Below are 20,509 nucleotides of genomic sequence, written 5' to 3' on the forward strand. Positions count from 1 at the left end.
TCGTTATCAGATCAGTGATTCTGTGGAAAGTAAAAAGGCAACCGCTTACAATCGTGTTTTCGTTCTTATTGTATACTATAACAATGATTTTGTATACAATTAGACTTAAAATTGTATACAAAAAGTGTGTTGGTTGTAGACAACTATGAATTTATCGTATGCTATATCTCTCTTGCCAATTATATATATAAGATTTTTCTGTGGTAATTTGGTAATATGAGTAATAACTTGTAATGAAAACGGAGGTGAAGTTAGTGCTTGAAGGTAACAACTCACGACCGGCGTATCATCAATGTTACGAAATTCTCCGTGATAAAATATTAACCGGTGAGCTTTCTAGCGGTACGAAGATCGTCGAAGAAAAACTCGCTGCAGAACTTGGCGTCAGCAGAACACCCATAAGAGACTCTATACGCAAATTAGAAAATGAAGGTCTTATTGTTAAAAAGAAAGTAGTAAAGCCAACGGAGAAGGACTTGCGAAATATATTTAGTGTGAGAATCTTGCTGGAAGGGTACTCAGCTCGGTGTGCGGCAATTTTCTTAAAAGATAATGAAATTGAAAAACTGTACCAATATGTAGAGGTTGGCAGAAAGGGAACGAAAGAAGAGATTATGTCTGCCAATGAAGATTTTCATAATGATATTGTGAGAGCAAGCAATAATCCGTTGATGATTGATATCATTGACCGGATGCAAGCTATCATTTACTTACTCCGAAAAACCGTTGTTATCTATAATCGGCCTCATCTCATTGATGAACATGAAGAAATATATGAGGCAATCAAGATCAGAGATGGAGATAAAGCGGAAGAATTGATGAAAAAACACTTAGAAAATGACTTGAACTTTTATCTGCATGTCATGAGTAATGACTAGTGTTTTCATTCTAATAGGTATAGAAATCATCTCACTTCACTAAAGTGAGAAATGTTTTTCTATCCATTTTCGTAACTGATTCATATTACATGTCGTTATTACCTACATAAGAATACAGGTAACTGAATACGAATAGGTGGTGACGGTATGGTAAGTGAACCAGCTGGTTTTTGGTCGCGTTTTTTAGCAGGGCTGCTTGATGGAATCATCGTAGGTCTCCCGTTGTACATTTTGTCTAATCTCCTGACCGGATCTACGGACGACAATTGGGTGACGCAACTGCTTCTTTTCCTTTATTCGCTGCTTCTCCCTGTCTTTTGGGGAGGATGTACTATCGGAAAACGACTATGTGGTATCAAAATACAAACGGTATCAGACGAGGGACCCCCAGGAATCGGAACGATGCTGCTGCGCAATCTGGTAGCGGGCTTCGTATATGGAATTACGCTCGGGATAGGCTGGATTATCAGCTTGTTTATGGTCGTATTCAGAGAAGATAAACGTTCGATTCACGATTTTATTGCGGGGACAGAAGTAGTTCAATTTAAGTAATGACTACGAAATCAGGACGATTGGGATTTTCTCAAAGTCCTGATTTTTTTGTTCTATTCTCTCCATAGAGTCCGTATAAGGAAGATGATTTGAAGAAAAAGATATTTGGTTTACATAACAATTATTATGTAAACCAAATAAAATGATTACTTAAATAAGATCATTTTAAGTACAAAATTAAAGCTCACCATATCCTGATAGAAACTGATTTTCATAGAATCCCTAGTTTTAATTAAAGGCATATGTCCTTTCCCTTCTTTTCAAGGTATTATTTAATAGAAACCAAATGGTTGCTGTAAAAGTATAAAAGAAAGAGATGACACAAGATGAGTACATATAAGACGTTGTTTTTTGATGTAGATGACACGCTGCTTGATTTTGGTGCGGCAGAAAATAATGCCCTTCAGCTGTTATGTAAAGATATGAAGCTTCCTTTCACACCTGAAATAGAAGCCAGTTACAGAACGATTAACAAGCAGTTATGGAGAGCTTTTGAAGAAGGGACGATTAGTAGAGATGAAGTGTTACATACTCGATTTTCCCTTTTCTTTAAGGAATGGGGATTCGAAGCGGATGGCATTCAATTGGAGCAAACGTACCGAAGTTATCTTGAACAAGGACATATGCTCATGGATGGGGCCATGGAATTAATAACGGAGCTGCAGAACCATTATGATATTTATATCGTAACGAATGGAGTTTCAAGGACACAAGATATTCGATTGCGTAATTCAGGGCTTCACCCGCATATGAAGCAAATTTTTGTCTCCGAAGATACCGGTTATCAGAAACCGATGAAAGAGTTCTTTGATTATGTATTTGACCGGATTCCGGATTTTGATCCTTCGTCTGGACTAATCATTGGCGATTCGCTGAGTGCAGATATTAAAGGCGGCCACCTTGCCGGTCTTGATACCTGTTGGTTTAATCCAAAAAGGCTAGTTAATTCTACAGATATCATCCCTACGTATGAAATTTCAAATTTACAACAGTTACACACCATATTATAGAAAAATTACCATCTAAATCAGAAACCGCATTGTATACATACGATGCGGTTTCTACTTGTTTTATGAAGTTTGACTCCACATTTAGAATTAGGAATACAAAACTAATAATCTTATAAATCCTCACTATTATTAGTTTTTATCACCTTAATGTTCGTAAATAAAACAAAATTCGACATGAAAATCCTAAAATCATTGACAATTTTCTACTTTTTACTTATGATGGGGATGTTCTTTTGACATGTATAAATATTAAATTGAATATAAAACGACCTAACTGGGGGACACAGCATGAGTACTTTCACAAAACAGTATGAAGAAATTAAACAAATTGCTAACCGTATTTTTGACAATCCTGAATTAGGTTACAAGGAACACAAAACACACCAAACGGTTCTAGAATTTTTACTTGAAGTTAATCCTGAGCTTACATATGAGGTGTTCTGTGGCACAGGAATTAAAACGACACTCGGAACAGGTAAATCGCTGAACCTTGGATTTATAGCTGAACTCGATGCGGTTTATGCACCGTCTCATTTTCACGCAGATCAGGAAACCGGTGCAGCACATAACTGCGGACATTACACGCAAGTAGCAATAGCCCTCGCACTGTATAAGCACTATTTTACGACGAAAGCATATGAATCCTTAGATTTTGCACTTACCTTTATTTTTGTTCCTGCGGAAGAGTATCTTGATTTACCTTATCGTGCTGGACTGAAAGCGAAAGGGAAAATAACCTACTACGGCGGTAAACCTGAAGCGATGAAACGTGGCATTTTTGACGATATTGACCTGGGAGTATGTGTTCATTCCATGGGCGGAGAATATCCGAAACGTACCATTGAAATCAATTGTGATCTAGCAGGTTTTCTGTATAAGAAGTATACATTTAAAGGTCGTGCATCTCATGCCGGATTTGATCCATCTTCAGGTACAAATGCGTATAGCATGTCCACTTTATTTAATGTAGCGCTTGGTATGCAAAGACAGCATTTTAAAGATGCAGAAAAAGTGAGAATGAACCCCATTGTGATGCAGTCGGATATGTCTACGAATGTAATCCCTAACCAAATCACAGTCGGAACGGACCTTCGTACACAGTCTGTCGAATATATGAAGGAAGTTGCTAAGCAGATGGATCAGGCTGCAAAAGGAAGTGCCATTGCCATGGGCGGAGAGGTTGAAGCTTCTACACAGATGGGTTATTTACCATTTGTACAAGATCGTTATCTTTCTGAATTTGCGCTGGCTGCATACAAAGAGAATGAAGCGATTGAAGAAATACTTGAAGGTAACGCAATTAGTGCGGCAGGGGATATTGGAGATTTATCGTTCATGATGCCTTGCATTCAAATTGGCTACAGTGGTTTTACAGGTACGATTCATGGTGATGATTTCAAAGATATTGATCCGGAATTCATTTATGAAATTTTCCCTAGATATTTGACAGAAGTTTTTAACAAAATGAACGGCCAACTCGACAAATCTAGAATCTATCGCCGTACGTTCGCTGAGTATGAAGCTCTTCTAACTTCTATTACGGAGTAATCTTTATTCACTAAATAGATCAATGAGACAACAAAGAATATACAGAAATGAGGATTTTGGTTCATGAAATCAAAAGGACATCTTGTTTATCTTATCTTATTTGCTTTATTTCTCATTACAGCGGCAGAATGGATTGGAACTCAGTCCATACCGATCGGCAGCATTACTATTAACTTGCTTCCACTAGTGTTTGCTATTCTAATTGCTATGATTCTAGGAACTGCTATTTTTAGACGCGGTATTATGAAAAAGGTGTACAGTAAAGAAAACGTGAACTTCGCAAGTAAATATCTGATTTACATCATGTTACCTCTTATGGCACGTTACGGAGCGGATGTTGCTCCTAAATTGAGAGAAATTCTTGATGTTGGCTGGGTCTTCTTGCTGCAAGAGATCGGTAACCTCGGAACTGTACTGCTTGGTCTTCCTGTGGCGATTCTACTGGGTCTTCGCAGGGAAGCGATTGGAGCTACACTAGGGCTTGGACGTGAAGGTGAACTTGCTTATATCTCTGAGAAATATACACTCGATTCCAGCGAAGGACGCGGGGTATTATCACTGTATATTATAGGTACACTTTTTGGAACCTTGTTCTTTAGTATTATTGCACCTATTCTTCACGCTTTAGGTTTCTCTATTGAAGCACTGGCTATGTCTTCCGGAGTGGGTTCATCTAGTATGATGGTTGGAGCTTCTTCTTCCCTGATCGCCTTAGCTCCAGATCAAGCTGAAGTCATCAACAGTTATGCTGCAGCGAGTCAATTACTGACAAGCTTCCTTGGAACGTACACCATGGTATTTTTGGCTGTTCCGCTGCAACGTTTTATGTATAATCTGTTTACTGGAGGTAAAAGGTAATGGTACTGGATAAAAAACATTGGATGAAAGCAGGACTTGTACTTTTGCTAAGTGTCTCGCTTATCCTATTTACGGATATTATGAAACAACTTCGGATCGGTGAGGGCGTTACCGTCTCATGGCATACGATTGGCGGACTGGCTGTATTATGGTTGTTCTCTATGATTGGTATTTTGATTTCTTCATTAATGAAGAAAGTGCCTGTTAAAGTACTGCAAGAGTTTCCTGTACTTGGCTGGGTATCGATTACATCACTCATATTCTGCCTTAGTTCTGATGTGTTTGTAGAAGCTATTCAAGCGGTTAACTTCTTATCGATTACTACACCTATTTTGGCTTTCGCTGGGATCTCCGTCGTAGATCGTCTGTCAGATCTTCGTAAAACATCTTGGCGTGTTGCTATTGTTGCGTTATTCGTATTTACCGGCACATACCTTGGCAGTGCCATCTTATCTGAAATTGGTCTTTCGTTAACTCGTTAGTAATACTATTTTCACTTATGCAAATACTATACAAAGAAATGGCAAATAACCTATTCATAAGAATAGGTTATTTCTTTTATTTCGGGTAAAAAGACAGTGAGTTTCAGATATACAAATATATCTAGGCATAAAAAAACAGAAATCTGTATATAATTGCAAGATGTCCTCTTTGTAATATATCTTGACATGAAAAAATGATTTTTATACTATAAAATTAATATAGCGTAAATTAATAAAAATAAGTATAATACAAAAATGCGTTATTAAATTTTTATGTTAATAATACTAACAAGAGATCGTTAAGGACATCGTTCCCTTAAACGAATATACAACATGATGGAGGTTTGAGATGCAAGACATTTTACAAAAAGGAATTAGTTTGATTAACGATGTGCTTTGGTCTTACGTTCTAATCGTCTTATTGGTTGCGATCGGGATTTACTTCACATGGAAATCAGGTTTTATGCAGTTCACTTACATAAAAGACATGTTCCGTGAACTCAAAGGATCGAACAAGAAACAAAAAGGTGAAATTACTGCTTTCCAAGCATTTTGCATCAGTATGGCTGCTCGTGTCGGAACAGGTAACATCACGGGTATCGCTCTCGCAATCGGTATTGGGGGTCCCGGTGCTGTATTCTGGATGTGGATTATTGCAATCATCGGATCTGCATCTAGTTTTGTAGAAAGTACACTTGCTCAGGTTTATAAAATCAAAGACAAACAAGGGTTCCGCGGTGGACCTGCCTATTATATGGAACAAGGGCTTAACAAGCGCTGGATGGGAATCCTGTTTGCTATCCTGATTACCGTATCCTTTGGACTCGTATTTAATGCAGTTCAAGCCAATACAGTAGCAACAGCTTTCCAAAATTCATTTGGAGTTGAACCGTTATGGCTCGGAATTGCGATGGTTGTAGCTTTCGGAATTATTATTTTTGGCGGTATTAAACGAATCGCGAAAATCTCCGAGTACATTGTCGTTGTCATGGCCGTTATTTATATCGGTATTGCTTTCATTGCGGTACTAATCAATATTACGGAAGTTCCTGCGATGATTGCTACCATTGTTAAACATGCATTTGGTTTTGAACAGTTTGCGGGTGGTACACTTGGTGCAGCGCTCATGCAAGGGGTTAAAAGAGGACTCTTCTCCAATGAAGCAGGTATGGGTAGTGCGCCAAATGCGGCTGCTACAGCAACAACAAGTCACCCAGCTAAACAAGGTCTAATTCAAGCTTTAGCTGTTTTGATTGATACGCTGATTATTTGTACAAGTACTGCTTTCTTGGTACTGCTCTCAGGTGCTTACACAGATCCATCTGTTAATACAGAAGGGATTGTACTTACACAAACTGCACTGAGCATCCATTTTGGTGATTGGGCATCAGGTATGCTTGCATTAATGATTTTCCTATTTGCATTTAGTACGCTGATTGGTAACTACTATTATGGTGAAACAAATATCGAATTCATTAAATCAAGCAAAACAACGCTTGTGGTTTACCGAATTGCTGTTCTTGCTATGATCATGTTTGGTTCGATCGCTAGCGTAAAGCTCGTCTGGGATATGGCCGACCTGTTTATGGGCTTCATGGTTATTGTTAACTTAATAGCCATTGCGCTCTTATCAAAGGTCGCATTCGCTGCGTTGAAGGACTATTCAAAACAAAGATTAGAAGGCAAAGATCCTGTATTCTACAAAGATTCCATTCCTGGAATCGAGAATGTAACAGGCTGGGAAGAATCACCTGAAGTGAAATCTTAATTTGAGAATTATCAAAGATTGTAGACAGACTAGTTTAAGTTAGTTTGTCTACAGTCGGGCTCCTACCATTCGGTAGGAGTTTTTTTGTATCATTAATTGAATGACGTAGTTAAATTCATTATAATGAACAAATACCTATAATTTTCTAGTAATTGTTTCGTTTGGGAATTTGTTGTTCAATAAAAGGGGGAGTAGGGCTGAGGCAGCTGAAAGATATCATTCATGAGATGGAAGACCAAGATGTCAGGCAGGCTCTTCTCGCATATCTATATACAGTCAAGCAGTATAAGGAAGAACCTGACCAAAAGGATATTTTCATTTCAGACATTGTCCATATATATAATGAACTAGTCGTTACCCCGGAAGAAGCAGCAAAACAAAGGCTAGTTCCGGATAGCAAAACGAAAACAGTCCATATCGTGTTTGGTTATTCTACGGTAGGAAGTGTAAGAGAGACCATCAAACAGCTGAGTTTACAGGAGTCTGATGGGATGATATGTTTTCCAGATCTGTTTTCAGTGGGACCCATATGGAAACTTCATGAACCAGAAGGAAGACGATATCGTGAAGAATGGATGAGAACTCACCTCGATCCAGAATATACAGATCATCATTTCGCTCATCATGGTGAATTGAATCCTATCCAAATGGTTCAGCAGATACCAGAACAAGCTCGAATTGTAATTTGGGGTGGAGATTCAGCTCATGAAAAAATAGGATCAAGGTACGTTCAATATTTATTAAAAGAGTATAAGAATGAAGTAATTGAAATCAATGCTGTTAAGATATGTGAAAGAAAGCACAATACACCCAAGCATCAGCAATATTATCGTCATACGGGAGAAATCGTGCCAGAGAAACTTATTGAAGTATTTCATGAAATGAAACGAATCGGTCCTTTAACTGCAGAACAAAGAAGTAAGTACGAACAAGAATGGTTGGGATATGCTGAGACGAAGCAGGTGCTTAGGCTATGGAATAATGGGGAAGTAAATACGGTAGAAGAAAATGATTTAGATGAATACTTGCTTCATACTGTCTATAAGTTACAGAGTCGCTCTAATTCAGATGGTTTTATGAAAGCAGCGCGGGTCGTAGGGGAAGCAATGGGGTATTTGGATCAGCATATCGGTGATGTGTTTTTTGAGTATCGATTACGGAGTTTAATCTATGAGGGCAAACTTGAGATTCGAGGAGTACCCAGTGCGATGAGATATTATTCGGTTCGTATAAAATCTTAACGAATGAGGTGAGATATATGGGGAAGGTTGTGCTAGCCGGCGGAACAGGGTTTATCGGCCAATTTTTCGAGAAGAAATGTAAGGAAAAAGGCGACACCGTATACATTATATCAAGGCAAGAGGGTCATATCTCTTGGGATGATAAACAGTCCATCATAGAAGCACTGGAAGGAGCAGAACTGCTCGTTAACCTAGCAGGAAAATCAGTCAATTGCCGCTATAATGAGCGCAACAAGCGTGAAATCCTGGAATCTAGGAAACGGACTACTAGGATCTTAGGAGAAGCGATAGAAGCTTGTATAGAGCCGCCCAAGCTCTGGATCAACTCAAGTACAGCTACGATCTACAGACATGCAGAAGATCGTCCCATGACAGAGGAGCAGGGAGAGATCGGCACAGGCTTCTCAGTAGATGTTGCAAAAGCGTGGGAAGAGGCGTTTTTCTCCTTCTCATTAGATCAGACTCGCCAAGTTGCCCTCCGGATTTCCATTGTGCTGGGTAAAGATGGGGGAGTGATGACTCCTTATCTCTACTTAACTCGATTTGGCCTCGGGGGTAAGCAAGGACCTGGAACACAGAAATTCAGTTTTATACATGTGGAGGATCTATACCGGATTGTACAGTTTATTCAGCAGCGAGAGGATCTCCGCGGTGTGTTTAATGCGGCGACTCCTTATCCTGTGTCTAATGAAAAGTTAATGGCTGAAATGCGTAAGAAGATGAACGTCCCAATAGGAATTCCTACTCCCGGGTGGATGTTAGAGATGGGAGCTGTATTCATTCGGACGGAAACGGAGCTGATTTTAAAAAGCAGATGGGTAGTACCCGAAAGGTTACTAGCGGAAGGTTTTGAATTTCGTTATCCCACAATAGAAGATACATTAGAAGCTGTGCTGAAATAAATCAGTTATTTATGTAAAGCTCGATCACATACGGCTAATCATAAGATGTCGAATTACATGATTATTATCAAAAATTGAAACGCCAAAAAAGGTGTCTTGATTCCTACGAATCAGGCGCCTTTTTTATGCTTATAGAGGTAATAAGAGAGAGCGATGACTTCTAGCGTATTTCGGCATTTATTTTGTTATGTCTAATTATGTAGCGGGTTTAGGAGGTTTTTCGGCTGTTTTAAGGCATAGTATTACATAAAACGTCGTTATTTTACTAGCAAATAAGGATTATTTCGAAACTTCATATAACAACCATAGTTCATAGAAAAATTCAGCTTTCATTACATTAAAAAACTGCGTATAATATAAATTATACGCAGTTTCTGTTTATATTCGATTTATTTAAGAGAGTCGACCACTTACCTAAGTTCGAAGACGTAGATCGACACGTATTTTGCTTAAAAACTCTATTTTTGAAGAATGGTAGGTGATGATGTTGAATGCAGAAATTTTAGAAACCATTTTAGAAACCTATGCTGAAGAACTCGAAGCATTTGATATCTGGCTGAAAGATGCGGGGTATACTAGCCACACCATTAAATCTTATAAAAGTGATGTGTTTGAGTTTTTATCTTCTCTAAATGGGAAGTCACTAGATAAAGTGAAGAAGCTACATATTCTCTCTTTTCTGTCGAAGGCTCGTGATCGGGGGATCAGTGATTCAACTCGGAATCGTAAACACGCTTCGGTGCATTGTTTCTTCAAAGCGCTGATTGAACTCGAACTTCTCGAAGTGAATCCGGCAACAGGAATTAAGAAATCGAGAACAGAGAAAAATAAAGCACCCGTATTTTTAGATGAAGTAGATCTGCCGAAATTCATGAAATCGGTGGAGGGGAAATATCGGAATCGTAATCTAGCGATTTTTCTGCTCATGGCATATATGGGTCTGCGGGTAGGCGAAGTTCATTCTTTGAATGTTGGAGATTATAATTCGCAGCGTAGTACGATTGATGTATTTGGTAAGGGGAGAAAGTGGCGTACGTTACCCGTTCCTGCAGCGGTAAGAGATGTGCTTGATGAAGTGCTAGCCGAGAGGATTGAACCTCGTAAATCGAAGGAAGAAGCATTCTTCATTTCTCAGCAAGGGAGAAGGCTGTCCATTCGGACAATTCAGCTGATTGCAGCCGAAACGTTTGATCGTTTTCAAGAGAGGGAAGGGGTATCCCGTAAAAAGGCATATTCCAGTCATAAACTGCGGCATTCTTTTGCGACGATGATGCTTCGTAAAGGTGCCGACCTTCGTACAGTACAAGAGTTACTTGGTCACTCATCGATTGAAACGACTACCGTGTACACTCACGTAACCAATCGGGAGAAGGAACAAGCCATGGCCATGCTTGAGATTGATATTCCATAATAGAGTCCTATTGAAGGTATAAAAAAGGTCTGAATTTAATCAGACCTTTTTTACGACTATTTAAAAATATTTAAATCGGATAACATCGTTTTTAAATTGATATAATCCCAAGGTAAAAACTCTGCTATTGTTAGTCCAACGACATCATTTCCTTTAAAAATCCCGGTTAGAATTTCTAACAATTCTTTAGGAGTCATTTTACCTGAAGCGGAAGGAAATTCATCAACTCCTGGCTCGGAGAAGTATAAAGATCTAAAGAATGTAGGGTCTAATACATCTAAATCAAGATGAATGGCGATTTTAGTAAAACCATTCTCTTTAATCCACTTTTGTATTTCTCCCATTTTTAAATTTTCTTTGTCTTGAACAATATAATTTAGATGTAAACCCTCTAATAATTCAACTTCAACATCAAGTGGTTTTTGTAAGCCAACATACAAAAATTGATCTGAATCAAAAGGGAATTCCACAATTTTAGATAACTCTGGATCTCCCGCACCTAATAAATTTCCTAAAACCATAGCATGTTCGTGATGATGTTCCTTCGGAGTTGAAACATCAGGATGAGAATCGATCCAAATGACCCCGAGATCTTTTCCATATTTACCATGAAGGTAATCAAACGGTGCTTGAGAGACTAAACAGTTTCCGCCAAACGTGATAATCTTATCTGGTAATTCACTTTTCAATACTTCTGCTGCCATACTCACATTTTGTTTAACAATCGATTGAGCAACTACACCATTTTCTTTTTCTAATACTTCATTTTTCGGTTTCTCAATATCTAGCGTAATCTCTTTTTGGCTATTATGATTTGGAGCTAACCATGAAAGTAGTTCTGCACCAAAATAATATGCCTGCTTATTTCCTCCTTGCCAATCAGGAGCTATTAATCGAATTGTTTTAGTCATATCATTATCTCCACCTTTCGTGGTTAAATGATAAACTCTATAGTAACTAGAGGGTCAATCATTTTCTTTCACCTTTATTCTAAGTTCTGTTATAAAGTCATCTTCTTCATAAGAAGAGTATCTGTTAGGTAAAGAAACCTCGTAGACAGGGCCTTCTGTGAGCATGTTATTGTTAATAATGTACTCATAGAACGTTTTGTAATACTGTAAATATTGAGACACAGACCATTTGAAACAAATACAGACATATATTCCTTTTGGAATATGTTTTTTTGTGATTTCAGGTGTTGGTTTATCGGACAATTGCTCGTCTCCAATTAAGGATGTATAAATACTCGAGTAGACGATTTGGTCCGTATCTTGATAATCTTTCAATTCATATACGCACCCGTAAAAATTACCAACCACACGATCTTCCTTAGTTTCTAGGAGGTTAGCTAAGTCACGCATATATACATCCGGATTTCCACGAGGTGTGAGGTCTGTAGTTGAGAGGTGCAGTTGATTCTGCTCTTCTACAAATCGAGTATAAACTTGCCCTTGAGGCCGATTTGCTAAGCTGTTTTGTTCTTTAATTTGCAGATAACGATGATGAATCATTTTCTTTGCTTCTTGGAGCTGGCTTATTTTCTTGTCCATTATATGTGCTTGTTCTTCTAAAAAAGGTAACATTTGAACTGCATCTTGTGTTATTAATTCTTTAATTTGGGACAGTGGTGTATCGATGTATTTTAGATACTTTATAATATCTAGATAAAAGAACTGTTTCTCATGATAGTACCTGTAGTTGCTTACAGGATCTATAAAAGCGGGGGCAAACAATCCGATTTTGTCATAATATCTTAATGTTTGAATGGAAATGTTATTTAATTCTGCAACCTCTCCTATAGAATACATCTGCTTATTCATATCGCATTCTCCTCTAAATTGTCTTAAACATTTGCCACAACCAAAATATAGGTATAGCAACGACTCTATAGTTACTATAGTGTTTATCATTTACTCATTCAATGATCGATATATTACAATTTGGTTTACATAATATTTATTATGAAAACTAGTTAGGAATTATCTATATTTACATCTACTTGAGATTAACCAAAGGAACATAAGGGGGTTAACATAAAACCAGGCAACCGTAGTAATGAAGCTGCCTGGTTCATTTTGTATATATGTTTATTTCTTTATAGCATGAATAAAATGTATCGTCTCAAAAGCACATAGGTAATCTCTATTTCATGATACGTAAAACAAGCTTTCATCGGTTCTCCACTCATGGCTGCCATGTTCACCATGTTTTCTACTCGGTTAGAGTGTCCTTTTTCTTCGAATAGGGTATCATCTGCATAACCAAAAATGATTATTCTAATCGTTTGGCGGTTTTGTATTATCAACATATAAGTTATATGAGATAATAGGTTTACATAATAATTATTATGTTCGCTAACAGAATGATTAACTATCGATTTTCACCTTTTTAAAAATTTACTATCGCTGAAACGTGCCTCATATAATAATCCCCGTTTTTAATACTCAATTCAACGATACTCTCTTTCGGAGGAACCCCTCAATTGCACTAAAAAACTCCGTGGGAACAAATCGTCTCATACCGATTTTAGTCCTACGGAGCTTATAACTGCTAATTCAGCCATTTGAAAATATCTTCTTGGGATATGGTCGCTACGCTATATAACAGAAGCATATCATCAAAATGATGTTCCTCCAGATACTCGTCTACATCCATCTGGAAGTAACGCATGTCAATCATATGAATGGTGGAGTAATGCTGGGCTAGAAACGGCACCATTGCATTAGCGTAGGAGTCTTTAAACACGATAATACTGCGATCTTTATTAACTTCCTCATGAGCAACGTTGATCGTGACAAGCGGGAAGTTCCCGCCAAAAAACACCTTGTATTTATCCCGCTCATTCTGTGCATCCATATCGTAAAAAGAATTCTCACATCTGTTCTGTCCCTCGATACAGACTTCGTATTCCGGAAGAGAAGACTCCAGCAATTCCAGACGATCAGGAGTAATATCACGCTGGTTTGCTTTTGTATAAAACGTACCGTAGAACGAATCGCTGAACTGCTTTGCCTCAAGTGCTGCTTCAGGAGTAGGAGAGAGGCCAATCGTATCCGCAAAGGCTTGATATCCATAGTACGCGCCGCGTGTCGTCCAGTGATGATCGGTACGATAATAGATTTGTGTGGTACTTTTCTTCTGCTGTAGTACTTCTCTGATATCAACGGGTGCAACCCGTCCACTCAGTTCGCTAAAGATTTGATCCATCAGTGGTGACTGGGGAGCGTCCGTTGCTTCCGCATATTTGGGTAAATACTCGCCATTCAGCGTTTGGGAGTTGGGAACAAGCAGAAGGGATAACGAATCTACATCCTTCTGATGACGCTCAGCAAAACGAGCAATCTGTTTTATATTCTGGTCCAACTGTTCCTCTTCGTAAATAAACCGTTCAAACAGATATCCTGAACTACCGAAGAATACTTGATTATTCTCCGTCTTACCTGACATTCGCTCCATATCTGATTTAAGTCCGACCCAGTTGTCACGACCTACAAACTGATCCACTAGATAATCGTCCAATTGATCTGTATATCGTCCACTCCAGAGTTTATCCCAGGAGAAGGAGGGGAACTTAGCTAAGACGCGATTTTCAAATTCGGATAAGGTCCGGTCCGGTTCCCATAAGCTCCACATACCAAAACAGCTGATAAAAAGAAGAAAGCCGCTGGTTACGATAACTGCTCTTTTACGATCCAATGATCATCACCTCCTAAAAACGGAAATACAGAAATGGATTATACGAGTCATCAATAATGTACGCTGTGGAAGCGAGCAGAAGGATGGTTAAGACAATCGCTTCGAGGATCGCCATGACTGTACGATTCATTCTGTTATTTAATTTTGATGCCAAACGTGCCGCAATGGGTGTCGAGGCGAACGTTAATACCACGAGCAGTGCTCCATACGATTGTAGATAGTAAAGATTCGTTCTACTTATCCATTCCGCTTGGCTAAATCCAAGCATCACATGAAGATAGTGAGGAAGTTGAGTAAGATCCTCAATAGCGAATAAAGTCCAGCCAATCAGGATGACAGCTATAAAATACAGATGCCGGAAAGGACGCCAGATCCTTTCAAGCCATTTTCCAAGCCATAACTTCTCGATCGCAATGAGGAAGCCAAAATACAGACCCCACAGTACAAAGTTCCAGCTCGCTCCATGCCATAATCCAGTCAAAAACCATACAATAAATAGATTTACGAGAAGCCTCCACTTACGAACCCTGCTTCCCCCGAGTGGGAAATATACATAATCTCGAAACCACGAGCCGAGCGTAATATGCCATCTTCGCCAGAACTCCGAAGCATTTTCAGATATGTAGGGATAACGAAAGTTCTCAGGAAATTCAAAGCCGAGCATTCTACCAAGTCCAATGGCCATATCTGAATAACCGCTGAAGTCAAAATAAATCTGAAAAGCAAACGCAAGAATCCCAATCCACGCACCCATGATGGTTAGTTCACTGCTTCCAGATAGCGTAGTGTCCCACAGCATACCAATGTTATTGGCAAGCAGTACTTTTTTGGCTAGACCGATGATAAAGCGGCGCACACCACTTGCAAAAAGCTCCATGGATACGTGGCGGCGAGCGAGCTGTTTATCAATATCTTCATACCTGACAATAGGTCCTGCTACTAACTGCGGAAACATGGATACAAATGCTGCAAAGTTAATAAAACTCCGCTGCGCACGAACATTTCGGCGGTAAACATCAATCATATAGGACATCGTTTGGAACGTATAAAAAGAAATTCCAATCGGAAGCGGCAGATCGAGAGCCGCAAAGTTAGTACCCAGCAGATCGTTCGCAGAATGAATAAGAAAATCAGCATATTTGAAAAAACTGAGTACGCCAATATTTACGATCAGGGAGAATACAAGGATGAATCGGCGTATTTTCTCGCGCTCATCATATCGATCCATTAGAAGACCATTCATGTAATCTATCACTGAAGAAAACAGCAGCAGAAGAATATATACCGGTTCTCCCCAAGCGTAAAAGAGCAAACTAATAAGAAGAAGCGCCGCATTCTTCCATCGCTGCGGCGCTACAAAATATACTAATAAAGCTATGGGTAAAAAGTAAAACAAAAAGGCTACAGAGCTAAAAACCAAGGATATTCCCTCCAGTCTTCCTTCAAAGGGCTCGTGAGTTATTTGCTCTCAGAAGTCAAAGCATTAGTAAAGGCTTGTTCCATTTTTTCAGCGTCGTCTGAAATAAGGAGTGCCAAATAGTTGCCTTGTTGCTTAATAATGTGGTTCTTCACTTTTTCGTATTGTTCCGGTAAATAAGTACTCCAGTTTCGTTCTTGATTAGCAACTTCTTTCTCCAGTGCAGCTTTTAGTTCTTCTACATTCGAAGCATCAGATGCTTTTAAAATAATAAATTCATCGGCATGTACATTCATCATCGCTTTCATGTACTGTCCTTCTTCAATAATTGTCGGATCAATACCTAAGTTTTTTGCCGTCTCTGTATCTTCTTTGAGATTTATGTCGAAGAACTGGTCTTTATTCATCTCCGTTTTCTGCATAATAACTTCCATTAATTGACTTACCGGTACGTTAACTTCATTAACTTCCTCCGCTTTTTGTGTCCCACATCCAGCGATCACCATCGTAAACGTCATTAACATCAAAATCATTTTCTTCATTTCTTAGCAACTCCTTCTAATTCTCATGATGTGAAATATTCTTTCCTTAGAGTTAGACAAATTAATCATTTAGAAGGTTCCCTTTTCAAAAAAACTTTTTTTCTCTAAAAAACACAATCGAACGAGATAAAGAAAGCTACGAAGAGATTTTTAATCTGCGGTACATAATTCCTGTATGTATTCGGCTTCGTTTGATTTCTTTAGACCTTCGTGCTCCTTTACCATCTAAAGGCAATGGGAGTATGATTCATCTGCTGAGAAGATATATACATAGAAAAGTAAACTCAGCACTAGATACGGGGTAAAGAGGGAGATCTTTATGGTTAGAAAAATGAAGCGATTATTGATTGGACGCCCTATGAAAAACAGCGAATTAGAAGGAGAGAAACTAAGTAAATTAAAGGCACTCGCCGTACTTTCTTCAGATGCATTATCGTCCGTAGCTTATGGTACAGAACAAATTCTCATTGTTTTGATGGCAGTGGGTGCTGCAGCTGCCTGGTATTCCATACCTATTTCACTTGCAGTACTCGGACTACTCGTCATTCTAATATTCTCATATAGACAAACGATTTATTCATACCCCTCAGGCGGGGGCGCCTATATCGTAGCAAAAGATAACATCGGGTTATCAAGCGGTCTGCTCGCAGGAGGATCTCTGCTTGTCGATTACATCTTGACCGTTGCCGTAAGTTCTTCCGCAGGAACGGATGCCATTACGTCGGCTTTTCCCGTGCTGCATGATTACCGGGTGCTTATTGCACTCACCATGATTCTACTGCTCACGATCCTAAATCTAAGGGGGATTACGGAGTCTGCTTCCGTACTTGCATTACCGGTTTACTTATTTGTCTTTGCCATTGTTGTGCTGATTATTACTGGATTTATTAAATACGCGATGGGTGGAGCAGAACCAGCCGTTCCAGTGGAATGGGGGAGCGCCGCAAACAATGTAAGTCTCTTTCTCTTGTTAAAAGCTTTCAGTTCCGGGTGTTCTGCGCTGACGGGTGTAGAAGCGGTATCCAATGCCATTCCTAACTTCCGGGCCCCAGCAGAGAAGAACGCTGCAAAAACGTTAGTCATGATGGGGTCTATACTTGGCTTTATGTTTATAGGTATCAGCTTACTTGCCTACTGGTATGGGATTATACCAAGCGAAAAAGAAACGGTCGTATCGCAAATTGCGAATTCCGTTTTTGGCAGGGGGACGATTTATTACATCATCCAAGGGATTACAGCACTCATTCTATTTTTAGCAGCAAATACGGCTTATTCTGCTTTTCCATTACTTGCCTTTATGTTAGCAAAAGATAAATTTATGCCGCATATGTTTCTCGTCCGCGGGGATCGGCTTGGTTATTCCAACGGTATTATTTTCCTTGGGGTTCTATCAGCTGTACTTGTGATTGCTTTCCACGGGAATACAGAAGGATTAATTCCACTGTATGCAGTTGGGGTATTTATCCCCTTTACCTTGTCCCAACTCGGTATGATGATCCGCTGGATTAAGCTGAAACCATCTGGTTGGCACATTAAGCTTCTTATTAATACGGTTGGTATGCTGACTACGCTAAGTATTACACTGATCTTTATTTTCACTAAATTCAGTCAAGTATGGGCCGTCTTTATTTTCTTACCGCTGGTCATTTGGATCTTTATGCGGATTCACCGTCACTATATTCATGTAGCAGATCAGCTTCGGATTAATATCCAGGATGATAAACTACAGATTAAAGGAAGTACGGTCGTCGTTCCAATTGGGGGGATCACAAGTGTTGTGCGCAATTCACTCAGTTATGCCAAGTCATTAACCGATAATGTGGTTGCCGTATATGTAGGCTTTGACGATGACAGCATTCATAAGATGGAAGAGAAGTGGGAGGGATGGAATCCGGGCGTTAGACTCATCACCCTGAAATCGAGTTACCGAAGTATTGTAAAGCCGCTCATTAAATTTATAGATACGGTGGAATGGAAGAAAAATGAGACGGATCATATCACCATTTTGATTCCTCAGTTTATTACAAAACATTGGTGGCAGTACGTTCTTCATAATCAAACCAGCCTGCTGCTTCGAGCTTATCTTTTCCGGCATAAGGACGTCGTCATTTCTACAGTGACTTATCATCTTGATAAATAATACGGAGGGAAGAAGCCGTCTCTTAGGAGGCGGTTTTCTTTTTGATCTTGTAGTACATAATCAGTCTATATAATGAAGGGAAATAAAACTTGCTTCTTTTTAAGAAGGGGATTCGATAATCATAGCTAAATATGTTACTCTTTAAGGTAGCATTTGATTACTAAGTAACTAAAGGTGGATTTGTCTTTGAAACGAGAGAAAAACAAAAAAAATATACTCACTTTTGTAAAAGAAAATAAGGAACTTGAAGTACCGATCAAAGCAACAGGTTCTTTGAACTGGGTTGGCTCTTTTCGCCTATTTAATGCATATCGAAAAGTAAAACCTACGCGTATGATTCTGCCTGCGCTCATTATATTGTACTTTATTTTGGCTCAGATTATCATTATGTTCTTCTCCATCCTGGTGTCCACGTCATTTTTTCCCGCCTTTCTGGTAGGTTTTGCGGTATGGGCGCTCCTGAACAAATATTTAATCTGGGTGCTAAAAGAAACTACGGTCAGAACGGTGATCAAAGAAGGATATACACCTCTTGAAAATGCAGACAAGCAGTATGTAGATTCTTTGTATCTATAATTTTGATGTGTCACATAGCTGTTACTCAAAAAACCGTCATGTACGGTTTTTTTGTTTTTTATAAACCAAGATAAGCAAAATAACCCATTTTAATGTAGATTTATAGTAGAATAGTAGTGGTAGTTACTAGATTTATAGTTAATTACCACCACTACAGAAGAATGGGGAAAACATATGAGACCATGGGGAAAATTAATTTTAAGCTGTGCCATACTACTAGGAGGTACTATAGGAAGTACCGGTATTCCTTCCACTTATGCAGCAACGAATCAAGTAAAAATAGTGCTGGACGGTTACTCACTTCCGTTCCCAGTAGCACCTGTCGTTATTAGCGGAACAACAATGGTTCCTTTCAGAGCTATTTCTGAAGCCCTCGGTATTAATGTACAGTGGAATCAGAAACTGAAAAAAATTACAGCAACGAAACAGACTGATGAAGGAAGTAAAGTCGTAGAACTCACAATGGGAAGTAAGACAGCTAAAGTAAATGGACAAAATGTACCCCTTACTCTCGCACCAAGGACCATCAGTAATACAACCATGATCCCGCTTAGCTTTTTCAGTCAGCAGTTTGGAGCAGCCGTCGGCTGGAATCAAGCCGCAAAGACCGTGTCCATCACTTCTCCAAGAGAAGAAATGTATACACTGGGATTCTATGCTCTTCGTTCTTATGATGAAATCAAGTATCTGCCAAGCCTGGATGCTGCCGCTTTCGGTTGGGGTCGAATTGACCGGGAAGGAAACTTCACAACCACAGGTGACGAATATAAATGGCCTTCTTCATTAGGAGAAATCACAGGAGAGAGTATTGTACAAGAAGCACAGAGCGTGGGGACAGCTTCTTCTTTCATGGTATATGCCTTAGATGGGCAGCTTGAGCTTACGAAGAATTTAGAAGACAAGCAGCTTCAAGATAGGACCATTGAGGGTATCGTGACTACAGCGGTAGAAAAAGGGTTTAAAGGAATTACACTTGATTTCGAAGGGCTTGGACTCACTGGTGATTCTGCCAAGGTGAAAAGTGATTACAATGCTTTTGTCAAAGCGATTGCTACACGGGCTCACTCGGAAGGACTTACCTTAACTCTTGCTCTCCATCCGATTAACAGTTCCTACAAAGGCTACGACTACAAAACGCTAGGAAATCTTGCTGATGAACTTATTATCATGGCATATGCTTTCGAAAATGAAAAAGGACCCGAACCTCTTGCCAAGGTAGACGAAGCGATTCGCCTTGCACTGAAAGAGACAAGTAAAGATAAACTGCTCCTTGGTATTTCCAGAGGTAGTGAAGATGCAGCAAGCATTAACAGTAAGATTGGTCTTGCCAAACGGTACGATCTAAAAGGAATAGCACTGTGGAGACTAGGCATTATTGGTCCTGCGGCTTGGACTGAGATGAATAAGTCTATTGTACTTGACTAATTAAACTCATTCTTCATATAAGTAAGCTAAAGAACACAGCCCCTCATTTGTGAGGTTGTGTTC

General features: G+C 39.2%; 18 protein-coding genes and 1 pseudogene. 13 read left to right on the forward strand and 6 right to left on the reverse strand.

Annotation, left to right across the window (positions count from 1 at the left end; genetic code table 11):
• Positions 1 to 233: 233 nt before the first annotated feature.
• From PV403_RS12405 to PV403_RS12450, 10 genes are all read left to right on the forward strand, one after another.
• Positions 234 to 878, forward strand: coding sequence for a GntR family transcriptional regulator (locus PV403_RS12405; RefSeq protein WP_213533765.1), 645 nt, complete (start codon positions 234 to 236; stop codon positions 876 to 878).
• Between the two features lie 147 nt (positions 879 to 1,025).
• Positions 1,026 to 1,430: an RDD family protein gene (locus PV403_RS12410; protein ID WP_213533767.1), complete on the forward strand. Its 405-nt coding sequence runs from the start codon at positions 1,026 to 1,028 to the stop codon at positions 1,428 to 1,430.
• A gap of 326 nt (positions 1,431 to 1,756) precedes the next feature.
• Positions 1,757 to 2,440: a YjjG family noncanonical pyrimidine nucleotidase gene (locus PV403_RS12415; protein WP_213533768.1), complete on the forward strand. Its 684-nt coding sequence runs from the start codon at positions 1,757 to 1,759 to the stop codon at positions 2,438 to 2,440.
• 288 nt (positions 2,441 to 2,728) lie between these two features.
• The gene (locus PV403_RS12420; RefSeq protein ID WP_213533771.1) at positions 2,729 to 3,988 is read left to right on the forward strand and encodes a M20/M25/M40 family metallo-hydrolase; all 1,260 of its coding nucleotides are present in this window, start codon (positions 2,729 to 2,731) and stop codon (positions 3,986 to 3,988) included.
• A gap of 63 nt (positions 3,989 to 4,051) precedes the next feature.
• Positions 4,052 to 4,846 carry a DUF3100 domain-containing protein gene (locus PV403_RS12425; RefSeq protein WP_213533773.1) on the forward strand — a complete coding sequence of 265 codons (795 nt, stop codon included), beginning with the start codon at positions 4,052 to 4,054 and terminating at the stop codon, positions 4,844 to 4,846.
• Entirely contained in the window at positions 4,846 to 5,328 is a 483-nt protein-coding gene (locus tag PV403_RS12430) for a hypothetical protein (RefSeq protein ID WP_160036134.1), read from the forward strand. The genes PV403_RS12425 and PV403_RS12430 overlap by 1 nt, the downstream gene beginning before the upstream one ends.
• A 349-nt stretch (positions 5,329 to 5,677) precedes the next feature.
• Positions 5,678 to 7,096, forward strand: coding sequence for an alanine/glycine:cation symporter family protein (locus PV403_RS12435; RefSeq protein WP_213533774.1), 1,419 nt, complete (start codon positions 5,678 to 5,680; stop codon positions 7,094 to 7,096).
• A 227-nt stretch (positions 7,097 to 7,323) separates the two neighbouring features.
• Positions 7,324 to 8,337 (forward strand): DUF1835 domain-containing protein, encoded by a 1,014-nt coding sequence (locus PV403_RS12440; protein WP_213533776.1) that lies wholly within the window; start codon positions 7,324 to 7,326, stop codon positions 8,335 to 8,337.
• 17 nt (positions 8,338 to 8,354) lie between these two features.
• Positions 8,355 to 9,239 (forward strand): TIGR01777 family oxidoreductase, encoded by an 885-nt coding sequence (locus PV403_RS12445; RefSeq protein ID WP_213533778.1) that lies wholly within the window; start codon positions 8,355 to 8,357, stop codon positions 9,237 to 9,239.
• Positions 9,240 to 9,720: 481 nt separating this feature from the next.
• Positions 9,721 to 10,650: a tyrosine-type recombinase/integrase gene (locus tag PV403_RS12450; protein WP_332084997.1), complete on the forward strand. Its 930-nt coding sequence runs from the start codon at positions 9,721 to 9,723 to the stop codon at positions 10,648 to 10,650.
• Positions 10,651 to 10,706: 56 nt separating this feature from the next.
• Here PV403_RS12450 and PV403_RS12455 read toward each other — a convergent pair whose 3' ends face one another.
• The 6 genes and pseudogenes from PV403_RS12455 to PV403_RS12480 form a co-directional block, all read right to left on the reverse strand.
• A complete protein-coding gene (locus PV403_RS12455) occupies positions 10,707 to 11,561 on the reverse strand; it encodes an arginase family protein (protein ID WP_332084834.1) in 855 nt (284 codons plus the stop codon).
• Between the two features lie 54 nt (positions 11,562 to 11,615).
• Positions 11,616 to 12,470 (reverse strand): MerR family transcriptional regulator, encoded by an 855-nt coding sequence (locus tag PV403_RS12460; protein ID WP_332084835.1) that lies wholly within the window; start codon positions 12,468 to 12,470, stop codon positions 11,616 to 11,618.
• A gap of 267 nt (positions 12,471 to 12,737) precedes the next feature.
• Positions 12,738 to 12,922, reverse strand: a pseudogene (locus PV403_RS12465) (class I SAM-dependent methyltransferase); the annotation flags it as partial.
• 278 nt (positions 12,923 to 13,200) lie between these two features.
• On the reverse strand, positions 13,201 to 14,346 hold the full coding sequence (locus tag PV403_RS12470) for a DHHW family protein (protein WP_332084836.1): 1,146 nt from the start codon (positions 14,344 to 14,346) through the stop codon (positions 13,201 to 13,203).
• 13 nt (positions 14,347 to 14,359) lie between these two features.
• Positions 14,360 to 15,766, reverse strand: a complete 1,407-nt coding sequence (locus tag PV403_RS12475) for an MBOAT family O-acyltransferase (protein WP_332084837.1) — start codon at positions 15,764 to 15,766, stop codon at positions 14,360 to 14,362.
• A gap of 38 nt (positions 15,767 to 15,804) precedes the next feature.
• The gene (locus PV403_RS12480; RefSeq protein ID WP_332084838.1) at positions 15,805 to 16,305 is read right to left on the reverse strand and encodes a DUF4358 domain-containing protein; all 501 of its coding nucleotides are present in this window, start codon (positions 16,303 to 16,305) and stop codon (positions 15,805 to 15,807) included.
• Between the two features lie 319 nt (positions 16,306 to 16,624).
• Between PV403_RS12480 and PV403_RS12485 the strand changes: the two genes are divergently transcribed.
• The 3 genes from PV403_RS12485 to PV403_RS12495 all read left to right on the forward strand — a co-directional run bounded on the left by PV403_RS12485 (position 16,625) and on the right by PV403_RS12495 (position 20,446).
• Positions 16,625 to 18,445 (forward strand): APC family permease, encoded by a 1,821-nt coding sequence (locus tag PV403_RS12485; protein WP_332084839.1) that lies wholly within the window; start codon positions 16,625 to 16,627, stop codon positions 18,443 to 18,445.
• A gap of 186 nt (positions 18,446 to 18,631) precedes the next feature.
• On the forward strand, positions 18,632 to 19,021 hold the full coding sequence (locus PV403_RS12490; protein ID WP_332084840.1) for a hypothetical protein: 390 nt from the start codon (positions 18,632 to 18,634) through the stop codon (positions 19,019 to 19,021).
• A 174-nt stretch (positions 19,022 to 19,195) separates the two neighbouring features.
• Positions 19,196 to 20,446, forward strand: a complete 1,251-nt coding sequence (locus tag PV403_RS12495) for a stalk domain-containing protein (RefSeq protein WP_332084841.1) — start codon at positions 19,196 to 19,198, stop codon at positions 20,444 to 20,446.
• Positions 20,447 to 20,509 lie beyond the last annotated feature (63 nt).

Source organism: Paenibacillus sp. GYB006 (assembly GCF_036577645.1).
GTDB lineage: Bacteria > Bacillota > Bacilli > Paenibacillales > Paenibacillaceae > Paenibacillus.